Genomic DNA, 10,398 nt, shown 5'->3' with positions numbered 1-10,398 from the left:
CCGCGCGGGGCCGGCGGCGGCGCATCAGTTTCCGCCAGGCGGTCTATCGGTTCCTCCGCAAGCGCGCAGTCGACGCCGGCCTCCAGATAGAAGGCGAGCAGCTCTCGGACGGTGGGTGCGGGTTCGGGGATCATGGGAAAGTCCGACTTTTATATCACCTTGGACGGCCTTGCATCCCGGCGGAACGCGATTCCATGGTTGTCCTACCCGGAAAAATCGGAAACAAGAGGGCGCAATCGACCAAGGACCGTCTCAAGGGCTGAGATCAGATGAGCACCGAAGAACTTCCCCCGCGCGAATCCATGGAATTCGACGTCGTCATCGTCGGCGCCGGCCCCTCGGGCCTGTCGGCCGCGATCCGGCTGAAGCAGCTCAACGCCGATCTCAACGTGGTCGTGGTGGAGAAGGGCTCCGAGGTCGGCGCGCACATTCTTTCCGGCGCCGTGATCGACCCGGCGGGACTCGACAAGCTGATCCCGGACTGGCGCGAGGATTCCGACTGTCCGCTGAAGACGCAGGTGAAGGACGACCGCTTCTACTGGATGACGGGCGCCGGCGCGATCAAGCTGCCGGGCTTCATGATGCCGCCGCTGATGGACAATCATCACTGCTACATCGGCTCGCTCGGCAATGTCTGTCGCTGGCTGGCGCGCAAGGCCGAGGCACTCGGCGTCGAGATCTATCCGGGCTTTGCGGCCGCCGAAGTGCTCTATGACGAGGAGGGCAAGGTCAAGGGCATCGCCACCGGCGACATGGGCATCGGCCGCGACGGCAAGCCGAAAGATTCCTTCACCCGCGGCATGGAATTGCTCGGCAAGTACACGCTGTTCGCCGAAGGCGCCCGCGGCAGCCTGACCAAGCAGCTCATCAACAAATTCGCACTCGACGCCAAGGCCGAGCCGCCCAAGTTCGGTATCGGTCTCAAGGAGGTCTGGCAGATCGATCCCGCCAAACACCAGAAGGGCTTGATCCAGCATTCGTTCGGCTGGCCGCTCGATATGAAGACCGGCGGCGGCTCGTTCCTCTATCACTATGACGACAACCTCGTCGCCGTTGGCTTCGTCGTGCATCTGAATTACGACGATCCCTATCTGTCGCCGTTCGACGAATTCCAGCGCTTCAAGACCCATCCCTCGATCCGCGGCACTTTCGAAGGCGCCAAGCGGCTCGCTTACGGCGCGCGCGCCATCACCGAGGGCGGCTACCAGTCGGTGCCGAAGCTGAGCTTCCCGGGCGGCGCGCTGATCGGCTGCGCGGCGGGCTTCGTCAACGTGCCGCGCATCAAGGGCGTGCACAACGCAATGGGCACTGGCATGCTCGCCGCCGAGCATGTCGCGGCCGCGCTCGCCGCCGAGCGCGCCAATGACGAACTCGTCGAGTACGAGAATGCCTGGCGCACGTCGTCGGTCGGCAAGGATTTGTTCCTGGTCCGCAACGTCAAGCCGCTGTGGTCGAAGTTCGGCACCGTGCTTGGCGTCGCGCTGGGCGGCTTTGACATGTGGTGCAACACGCTGTTCGGCGCGTCGCTGTTCGGCACCCAGTCGCATCGCAAGCATGACCGCGCCACGCTCGATCCGGCCAAGACCCACGCGCCGAAGAACTACCCGAAGCCGGATGGCAAGATCACCTTCGACAAGCTGTCCTCGGTGTTTTTGTCCAACACCAATCACGAGGAGGACCAGCCGATCCATCTGAAGGTCACGGACATGAACCTCCAGAAGACCTCGGAGCACGACGTGTTCGCCGGTCCCTCGAACCGCTATTGCCCGGCCGGCGTCTATGAGTGGATCGAGGAGGGTTCTGGCCCGCGCTTCCAGATCAACGCCCAGAATTGCGTTCACTGCAAAACCTGCGACGTGAAGGATCCCAACGGCAACATCACCTGGGTTCCCCCGGAGGGTGGTGGCGGCCCGAATTACGAGGCGATGTAAGCCGGGGATCATGCAGCCAGGGCCGATGTGACCAAGGTGACGCGACCCCGGCAATGTGACGCACGTTCGCGTGAGAACTGGGCCGCGGGAGCGGCCCGCGGCCACGATAAGGCCATAGTAGCGGCGTCTTGGGGCGCTCTTGGCGGATTCACCTGACCGATTGGGGGCGTGCGGCGGGATCGCCCGGTCCGAATCCTTGCGGCGAAGCGCCAAAAGCGGCATTGTCGGCCCGACGGTTCCGGGTCCCGATGCCACCGGCCGCGTTCGCATGCGATACGGCCCTCTGCTGCAGACCCAGGCACTACCAACTCAAGGCGAGCCCTGATGTTTTCAAATCGTTTCAACCGCTGGACTGCTGCCGCCATCGCCCTCATGGGCACCGCGTTCGTCGCGGTTCCCGGCGCGGTCCTGGCGCAGACGCCGGATCACCCGGAAAACACGGCGGCGCAGTTTCCGACCCGGAACGATCTGAAGTCGCTCACCGGCGCCGGCAGCTATCTCGCCGCCCGCCACGCCAGCGTCGAGCGCGACGCGGCCTCCGCCGCCGCGTTCTACCGCTCGGCCCTGCGCACCGATCCGAAGAACAACGAACTGCTCGACCGCGCCTTCATATCCTCGGTCGCCGACGGCGACATCGACGAGGCCGTCAAGCTCGCCGAGCGCATCCTCACCATCGACAAGACCAACCGCGTCGCGCGGCTCGTCGTCGGCGTGCACGATCTCAAGCTGAAGAAGTACGCGACCGCGCAAACCAACATCAACCAGTCGATCCGCGGTCCGATCACCGATCTCGTCGCCACGCTATTGTCGGGCTGGGCCGCCTATGGTGCCGGCGACGCCAAGGGCGGTGTCGCCACCATCGACAAGCTGGCCGGTCCGGAATGGTATCCGCTGTTCAAGGATCTCCACGCCGGCATGATCCTCGAGCTCTCCGGCAAGGAGAAGGACGCCGGCACCCGCTTCGAGCGCGCCTACAAGCTCGACGATTCAATGCTGCGCGTCACCGAGGCCTATGCGCGCTGGCTGTCGCGCAACAAGGATTCCGCCGCCGCGACAACCGTGTACCAGGCTTTCGACAAGAAGCTCGCCCGCCATCCGCTGATCGTGGAGGGCCTGCGCGAGACCAAGGCCGGCAAGAAGATGCCGCCGCTCGTCGATTCCGCGCAGGCCGGGGCCGCCGAAGCGCTCTACGGCATCGGTGCCACGCTGACCCGCCGCGGCGGCGAGGATCTGGCGCTGGTCTATCTCCAGCTCTCGCTCTACCTCCAGCCCAGCCATCCGCTGGCGCTGCTCTCGCTAGCCGATCTCTATGAATCGGTGAAGCGGCCGCAGATGGCGATCAAGGTCTATGAGCGCGTGCCCTCGTCCTCGCCGCTCAAGCGCAACGCGCAGATCCAGCTCGCCATTGACCTCGATTCCGCCGACCGCACCGACGAGGCGATCAAGATCCTCAAGGGCGTTACCACGGAGGATGCCAAGGATCTCGAAGCCACCATGGCGCTCGGCAACATCGAGCGCGGCCGCAAGAAGTTCGGCGATTGCGGCGCGACCTATTCGCAAGGCATCGATGTGCTGCCGGCCGGCAACGACAAGGCCAACAGCGTCTGGTATTACTATCGCGGCATCTGCGAAGAGCGCTCCAAGCAGTGGGCCAAGGCCGAAGCCGACATGAAGAAGGCTCTCGAACTTCAGCCCGATCAGCCGCACGTCCTCAACTATCTCGGCTATTCCTGGATCGACCAGGGCGTGAATCTCGACGAAGGCATGAAGATGATCAAGCGCGCCGTCGAGCAGCGTCCCGACGACGGCTATATCGTCGACTCCCTTGGCTGGGCCTATTACCGCATCGGCAATTACGAGGAGGCGGTGAAGAACCTCGAGCGCGCGATCGATCTCAAGCCCGAGGATCCCACCATCAACGATCACCTCGGCGATGCCTATTGGCGCGTCGGCCGCACGCTGGAAGCCAAATTCCAGTGGTCGCATGCGCGCGATCTCAAGCCCGAGCCGGAAGAACTGCCGAAGATCGAGGCCAAGATCGCCAACGGCCTCTCGGACGACAATTCGAACTCTTCGGCGGCGCAGGCCGAGAAGAAGAAGGACGACGGCAGGGGCGGCTGAGGTTTGTTTGGGGGGCGTGTCGCCGATGTCGGCGTTGATTGAAGAGGGGCGGGCGAAGGTCAATTTGAGCCTTCGTGTCGTAGGCCGTCGTGCCGACGGCTATCATGATCTCGAAAGCGTGGTTGCGTTTGCCGACTGCGCCGACCGGCTGACGCTGGAGCCGGGTGGCGAGCTGAAGCTCACTACCACTGGACCGCTGGCGGCAGCTTGCGGCGAGACTTCCGACAATCTCGTGCTCAAGGCCGCCAAGCTTCTGGCCGAGGCTTTGCCGGGCCTGAAGCTGGGCGCCTTCGCGCTCGACAAGGTGCTCCCGGTTGCAGCCGGCATCGGCGGTGGCTCGGCCGATGCCGCGGCGGCGCTGCGGCTCTTGGCGCGTCTCAACGATTTGTCGCTCGATGATCCCCGCCTTCAGAAGGTCGCGCTCGCGACCGGCGCGGACGTGCCGGTGTGCCTCCTCTCGCGCGCCTGTGACATGACCGGGGTCGGCGAGCAGCTGCTGCCGCTCGCGCTGCCGAGCATGCCCTGCGTCATGGTCAATCCGCGCGTGCCGGTCGCGACCAAGGACGTGTTCAAGGCGCTGGGCCTGCGCAACGGCGAGCTCCTGGTCGGCGTCACCGACGTCATCCGCGCTCCGGCCTGGCCGGAGGAGGGTGCGTCGATCGCTGACTGGGTCGACGTTCTCGAGACCGTCCCCAACGACCTCGAAGCGCCCGCGATGCGCATCGAACCTGTCATTGGCGAGGTGCTGGAAGCCTTGCGGGATTCCGCCGGCGTCAAGCTTGCGCGTATGTCCGGCTCGGGCGCGACGTGCTTTGCGATCTATGGCGCGCCGGCCGATGCGCATGCTGCCGCCGAAAAGATCCGGCGCGATCGCACCGGCTGGTGGGTGCATGCGGGGACGTTGAGCTAGGTATTTCTGCGAAGACGGTGCCGTAGGGTGGGCAAAGCGAAGCGTGCCCACGAACTTATTCGTGCAATCTGGATGCATGGTGGGCACGGCGCTGTTGCGCCTTTGCCCACCCTACGGCAGTTGAGCTAGCCGCTGACCGCTGCCAGCCCAAGAAACTTTCGGATCGCACCCAGCACCTCCTCCGGCTGGTCATGCTGCAACCAGTGTCCCGCCCCGGCGATGGTCTCGATGCGCGCGTTCTGAAAATATCGCTCCAGGCCTGCTGCCTTTGCGCCCGCCAGAAAACTTTCGCTGGCATTGAGCAGCAATGTCGGGCAGGCGATGCGTGACCACAGCACGACGTGGTCGTCCGGCCAGAGCCGGTGCGGCGCGCTGGCGCGCTGGTAGGGATCGAACTTCCAGCTATAGGTGCCGTCCTCGTTCCGCCGCGCGCCATGCGTGGCGAGATGCAGCGCGAGGTCGCGGGCGAGGCGCTTGTTGTGAAGCATCATCTGCGCGGCTGCGTCCTCGAGCGTAGAATAGCGGCGCGGCGTGCGGTCGTGCAGCTTGTCGAGCTGGGCCACCCATTTGCCGATGCGCTCATGCACCGGCGGTTTTGGCGTATCCGGCAACATGGTTACGCCGTCGAGGATGACGAGCTTCGAGACCAGCTCGGGGAATGATCCTGAAAAGATCAGGCTGACCATGCCGCCCATCGAATGGCCGATGAGCGTCACCTGAGGCGCTGCGATGTTGCGGACGAGCTGGGCAAGATCGTACACATACTCTGTCAGCGCGTAGCTGCCGCCCCTGGTCCATTCGGAATCGCCGTGTCCGCGCAGGTCGAGTGCGAGCACGTGGAAATGCGGCCGCAACGATTCTGCGATGACGTCCCAGCTCCGGCAATGATCGCGGCCGCCATGGACCAGGATGGCGACAGGCGCGCCCTCGTTGCCCCAGTCTGCGTAGTGCAGCCGCAGGCCGTGCGATTCATAATAGCGGCTTTGCGGAGCGCTAGCCATTTGCCGGCCGCCGCGCCAGTGCGAGCGACAGGCCGAGGCCGGCGATGAAGACGCCCGAGCCTTGCGTCAGGCGCCGCATCAGATGTGGCCTTCCGATCAGCTGCTTGCGCGTCGCTGATGCCATCAGCACCACCACCACATCGGCGAACGTGTTCAAGATCACCGAAATCGAACCGAGCAGAATGAATTGCAGCGTGGGGTTCGATCCCGCGGGATCGAGGAATTGCGGAATGAAGGCGAGGAAGAACGCCGCGGTCTTCGGGTTCAGCGCCTCCACCAGCACGCCATCGCGGAATGCACGCCTGTCGCCGACGGCCTCGCTCTCGAGCGACAGCGTCCGGCCGGCGCTGCGGAACGTCTTGATACCGAGCCAGATCAGATAGAGCGCGCCGACAAATTTCACAGCGGCAAACAGTTCGGCGCTGGCCAGGATGATCGCGGAGATGCCGAGGCTGCCCGCCACCACATGGACCAGTCCGCCCAGCGCAGTGCCTACAGTCGATGCGAAACCGCTGATGCGTCCCTCCGACAAGGTCCGTGCCGCGACATAGAAGATGCCGGGGCCGGGAACGGCGGCAATGAGACAAGCTGCCGCGAGGAACAGCCAGAAATTCGTCGTGATCATGCTGTTTTGGTAACGAAGCCTGACGCGATAAGGCCTCTCGTTTAGTCCATCCGGCGGAAGATCACGCTGGCATTGACCCCGCCAAAGCCGAAGCCGTTGGAGATGGCGTTCTGCATCGGCATCGGCCGCGCTGCGCCGGAAACGATGTCGATGCCATCAGCGCCAGGATCCGGGTTTTCGAGATTCAGCGTCGGCGGCGCGATCTGGTCGCGCAAAGCGAGCACCGTGAAGATCGCCTCGAGACCGCCGGCGGCGCCGAGCAGATGGCCGGTGGCCGATTTGGTCGCGCTCACGGCAATGCCGCGGTTACGGCCGAACAGCGCGCCGACCGCGCCAAGCTCGCTCTCGTCGCCGGCCGGCGTCGACGTCGCATGCGCGTTCAGGTGCTGCAAATCTGCGGGCGCAAGGTTCGCCTGCCGAAGCGCGATCTCCATGGCGCGGCGGGCGCCATCGCCATCGGGCGGACCCGACGTCATGTGATAGGCATCCGCGGTCGTGCCGTAGCCGACGATCTCCGTGATCGGCGTTGCACCGCGCGCCAGCGCATGCTCCAGCCCCTCGATTACCAGGATGCCGGCGCCTTCGCCCATCACAAACCCGTCGCGGTCGCGATCGAACGGGCGCGAGGCGCGCGCGGGCTCGTCGTTGTAGCCGCTCGACAGTGCACGTGCTGCCGCAAAGCCGCCGAGGCTGACGATATCGATACAGGCTTCCGCGCCGCCGCAGATCGCGACATCGATCTCACCAGCGCGGATCATCCGCGCGGCATCGCCGATCGCCTGCACACCGGCGGCGCAGGCCGTGACAGGTGTGCCCAGCGCTCCCTTGTAGCCGTATTTGATCGAGACGTGGCCGGCGGCGAGATTGGCGAGGAACGAGGGGATCGTGAACGGCGACAACCGCCGCGCGCCGCGCTGCTCGGTGATGCGCACCGCCTCTGCCATCGCCGGAAAGCCGCCGACGCCGGAGGCGATGATCGTCGCGGTCCGTTCCAGCGCCGCTGTATCTTGCGGCATCCATTTGGCTTGCGCCACCGCTTCTGCGGTGGCGAGCAGCGCGAACAGGATGAAGCGGTCCATCTTGCGCTGGTCTTTTGGCGACGCCGCCTGTGCAGGGTCGAAGCCGCCTTCGGCGTCATCGGCCTTGTCGGGCACGAGCCCTGCAATGCGCGCCGGCAGTACCTGCGCCCATTCCGGCAGCGGGCGCAGCCCGCTTTGGCCGGCGAGCAGCCGGCGCCAGGACAGTTCGACACCGCAGCCAAGCGGCGACACTGCGCCCATTCCGGTCACGACGATACGACGCATGTCAGTCTCCAGCCGGCGCGACGGCCGGGTTCATGGCTTTGAGCGAAGCGAGCCGCGCACGCATCCCGCGGCTGGCGCGGGGACCTGCGATGACGACTGCATTGGTAAGCGTGATCGGACGCATGTCGGCGGCGTCGACGACGACCGGATCGAGCGGGCGAACGTCGCTCCGGTGCGCCAGCAGGATGGACTCGCCTTTGGGCGCGAGATGCTTGTTGCCCCAGGCAAGCAGCGCCACGATCACGGGGAAGAAATCCCGCGCCTTGTCCGTCAGCACATATTCGTAGCGCGGCGGCCGCTCATGATAGCGGCGCCGAACGAACATGCCGCTCTCGGTGAGATGGGCGAGCCGCCGCGACAGGATGTTCGGCGCGATGCCGAGGCTTTGCGAAAATTCGTCGAACTTCGTCGCGCCCTGAAACGCATCGCGCAGGATCAGGATGCTCCACCATTCGCCGACCGTCTCCACGGCGCGGCCGACCGGGCATTCCAGGATGGAAGGGGATTTGGGCTGCATGGCGGGAAGGTAGAGTGGTTACTTTCAAAATGCAAGTTACTAGGTGAGCGCGAGTGGGGCCGGTGGGAAGCGGCGCGACCGCGGGGCTGTGAGGTGAGTTGAAATGCGAGTTGGCGAAAAATGGTCGTGCGCCAAACTCCGTCATTGCGAGCGGAGCGAAGCAATCCAGACTATTTCCGCAGAGGGATTCTGGATTGCTTCGCTGCGCTCGCAATGACGATGGTGGGGCACACCCTCCCAAGATCGTCGTCCCGGCGAAGGCCGGGACCCATAACCACAGGGAGAAGTTTGGCGAAGATCGGTAGTGAAGGTGTCGTCGCGCGGTACGGACACTGCGCGCTTACCTATAGATCACGCGGTATGGGTCCCGGTCCCCGTGCGCAATTGCGCACTCGGCCGGGACGACATCGAGAGCGTTGCGGTTGTATGCCCTAACGCGAAAGCCTAATGCGATCGCGCCAGACAGAACGCCACGACCTGCTCCAGCGCACTCTTCATCGGCGAGGATGGGAACAGCGCCAGTGCGTCGACCGCCATGGCGCCGTAGTGCTGGGCGCGGCTCAGCGTGTCCTCGAGGGCGCGGTGCTTGTTCATCAGGCCGATGGCGTGATCGAGATCGGAATCGCCGATCTCGCCGCGCTCCAGTGCCCGGATCCAGAAGGCGCGCTCGGTGTCGTTGCCGCGGCGGAAGGCGAGCACGACGGGCAGGGTGATCTTACCCTCGCGGAAATCGTCGCCGGTGTTCTTGCCGAGCTTGGCGCTCTTGCCGCCATAGTCGAGCACGTCATCGACGAGCTGGAAGGCGATGCCGAGATTCATGCCGACCGAGCGGCAGGCGGTCTGCTCGGCTTTCGGGCGGTTGGCGATCACGGGGCCGACCTCGCAGGCGGCCGCGAACAGCTCGGCGGTCTTGCCGCGGATCACGGCGAGATATTCGTCCTCGGTGGTTGCGGTGTTCTTAGCAGCCGCGAGCTGCATCACCTCGCCCTCGGCGATGGTGGCGGCGGCCGCGGAGAGGATGTCGAGCGCGCGCAGCGAGCCGACCTCCACCATCATCCGAAAAGCCTGGCCGAGCAGGAAGTCGCCGACCAGCACGCTCGCCTCGTTGCCCCAGAGCATGCGCGCCGACAGCTTGCCGCGGCGCATCTCGCTCTCGTCGACGACGTCGTCGTGGAGCAGGGTCGCGGTGTGCATGAACTCCACGGAGGCGGCGAGCTTGATGTGGCCGTCGCCGGTGTAGCCGGCAAGGTTGGCCATGGCGAGCGTCAGCATCGGCCGCAGGCGTTTTCCCCCGGAGGAGATCAGATGGTTGGCGACCTCCGGGATCATGGTCACATCCGAACCGGTCCGTGACAGGATCGTGGCGTTGACGCGCTCCATGTCACCGGCGACAAGGGCAACCAGCTCTTCGATCGACGCGCCGGGAGTTTCGAAAGGTACGATGACGGCCACGCCGGTCTCCAATATTTGCCCCGGAAGGGCTATTCTGATGGAAAGACAATAGAAACTGGCGGCGGATGCGGCAAGTGCTGCGGAACCATTGACATTTGCCGCTTTCCCCTTTTTCAGGCAGGAGACCTGCGTTTTGCGTGAACTGGTTCGGACCAACGACATGGTGCTGGTGTCGGCGATCGGCGCGCTGCTCGACGGTGCCAACATCCATCATCTGGTGCTGGACCAGAACATGAGCATCATCGAGGGCTCGCTCGGCATTTTGCCGCGGCGGATCCTGGTCCATGAGGACGACGCCCTCGAAGCCCGCCAGCTCCTCACCGAGGCCGGCCTCAGCCACGAACTGCGCGGCGATGATTGAGGCCGCAGCTGATATCACCGAGGACGCCTTTCTCGGCGGGCAGTTGCGCCTGAAGCAAAAGCGGTCCGGCCATCGCGCCGGGCACGACGCCATCCTGCTCGCGGCGGCGACCGAGGCCAGGGCAGGCGATCGCGCGGTCGATCTCGGCGACCGGCATCGGCGCGGCGGGCCTCGCG

Annotated in this window: 9 protein-coding genes and 2 pseudogenes; 5 read left to right on the top strand and 6 right to left on the bottom strand. The window is 65.1% G+C overall.

Annotation, left to right across the window (positions count from 1 at the left end; all coding sequences use genetic code 11):
• Window positions 1-134 (bottom strand): annotated as a pseudogene (locus CWO91_RS44850) (uracil-DNA glycosylase); the annotation flags it as partial.
• Window positions 135-269: 135 nt separating this feature from the next.
• On the opposite strand from CWO91_RS44850, the gene CWO91_RS39970 reads away from it, so the two are divergent.
• The 3 genes from CWO91_RS39970 (at window position 270) to CWO91_RS39960 (ending at window position 4,962) form a co-directional block, all read left to right on the top strand.
• Entirely contained in the window at window positions 270-1,931 is a 1,662-nt protein-coding gene (locus CWO91_RS39970; protein ID WP_130220839.1) for an electron transfer flavoprotein-ubiquinone oxidoreductase, read from the top strand.
• 324 nt (window positions 1,932-2,255) lie between these two features.
• Complete coding sequence (locus tag CWO91_RS39965; protein ID WP_130220838.1) at window positions 2,256-4,052, top strand: tetratricopeptide repeat protein; 1,797 nt, start codon at window positions 2,256-2,258, stop codon at window positions 4,050-4,052.
• Between the two features lie 25 nt (window positions 4,053-4,077).
• Window positions 4,078-4,962, top strand: coding sequence for a 4-(cytidine 5'-diphospho)-2-C-methyl-D-erythritol kinase (locus CWO91_RS39960; RefSeq protein ID WP_165406040.1), 885 nt, complete (start codon window positions 4,078-4,080; stop codon window positions 4,960-4,962).
• 125 nt (window positions 4,963-5,087) lie between these two features.
• Here the strand turns inward: CWO91_RS39960 and CWO91_RS39955 are convergent, their stop codons facing one another.
• From CWO91_RS39955 to CWO91_RS39935, 5 genes are all read right to left on the bottom strand, one after another.
• On the bottom strand, window positions 5,088-5,963 hold the full coding sequence (locus CWO91_RS39955; RefSeq protein ID WP_130220837.1) for an alpha/beta fold hydrolase: 876 nt from the start codon (window positions 5,961-5,963) through the stop codon (window positions 5,088-5,090).
• Entirely contained in the window at window positions 5,956-6,588 is a 633-nt protein-coding gene (locus CWO91_RS39950) for a LysE family translocator (RefSeq protein ID WP_130220836.1), read from the bottom strand. The genes CWO91_RS39955 and CWO91_RS39950 overlap by 8 nt, the downstream gene beginning before the upstream one ends.
• Window positions 6,589-6,629: 41 nt before the next feature.
• On the bottom strand, window positions 6,630-7,892 hold the full coding sequence (gene fabF, locus CWO91_RS39945; protein WP_130220835.1) for a beta-ketoacyl-ACP synthase II: 1,263 nt from the start codon (window positions 7,890-7,892) through the stop codon (window positions 6,630-6,632).
• 1 nt (window position 7,893) lies between these two features.
• Complete coding sequence (locus CWO91_RS39940; protein ID WP_130220834.1) at window positions 7,894-8,409, bottom strand: winged helix-turn-helix transcriptional regulator; 516 nt, start codon at window positions 8,407-8,409, stop codon at window positions 7,894-7,896.
• Between the two features lie 444 nt (window positions 8,410-8,853).
• Window positions 8,854-9,861 (bottom strand): polyprenyl synthetase family protein, encoded by a 1,008-nt coding sequence (locus CWO91_RS39935; RefSeq protein WP_130220833.1) that lies wholly within the window; start codon window positions 9,859-9,861, stop codon window positions 8,854-8,856.
• A gap of 133 nt (window positions 9,862-9,994) precedes the next feature.
• Here CWO91_RS39935 and CWO91_RS39930 point away from each other — a divergent pair, with 133 nt between their 5' ends.
• Together CWO91_RS39930 and CWO91_RS39925 are read left to right on the top strand one after the other, a co-directional pair.
• Complete coding sequence (locus CWO91_RS39930) at window positions 9,995-10,222, top strand: DUF2007 domain-containing protein (RefSeq protein WP_080135683.1); 228 nt, start codon at window positions 9,995-9,997, stop codon at window positions 10,220-10,222.
• Window positions 10,215-10,398: pseudogene (locus tag CWO91_RS39925) on the top strand (methyltransferase); the annotation flags it as partial. The gene CWO91_RS39930 and the pseudogene CWO91_RS39925, both read left to right, overlap by 8 nt.

The organism is Bradyrhizobium genosp. SA-3, from assembly GCF_004212635.1.
GTDB lineage: Bacteria > Pseudomonadota > Alphaproteobacteria > Rhizobiales > Xanthobacteraceae > Bradyrhizobium.
Note: the sequence above shows the minus strand (reverse complement) of the source record. Positions and strands in the feature narration are given on the sequence as shown.

What these genes read in the sequence shown, in the direction of transcription:
- CWO91_RS39970 (WP_130220839.1), top strand. Translation starts at nt 270, where the DNA reads ATGAGCACCGAAGAACTTCCCCCGCGCGAATCCATGGAATTCGACGTC.
- CWO91_RS39965 (WP_130220838.1), top strand. Translation starts at nt 2,256, where the DNA reads ATGTTTTCAAATCGTTTCAACCGCTGGACTGCTGCCGCCATCGCCCTC.
- CWO91_RS39960 (WP_165406040.1), top strand. Translation starts at nt 4,078, where the DNA reads ATGTCGGCGTTGATTGAAGAGGGGCGGGCGAAGGTCAATTTGAGCCTT.
- CWO91_RS39955 (WP_130220837.1), bottom strand. Translation starts at nt 5,963, where the DNA reads ATGGCTAGCGCTCCGCAAAGCCGCTATTATGAATCGCACGGCCTGCGG.
- CWO91_RS39950 (WP_130220836.1), bottom strand. Translation starts at nt 6,588, where the DNA reads ATGATCACGACGAATTTCTGGCTGTTCCTCGCGGCAGCTTGTCTCATT.
- fabF (WP_130220835.1), bottom strand. Translation starts at nt 7,892, where the DNA reads ATGCGTCGTATCGTCGTGACCGGAATGGGCGCAGTGTCGCCGCTTGGC.
- CWO91_RS39940 (WP_130220834.1), bottom strand. Translation starts at nt 8,409, where the DNA reads ATGCAGCCCAAATCCCCTTCCATCCTGGAATGCCCGGTCGGCCGCGCC.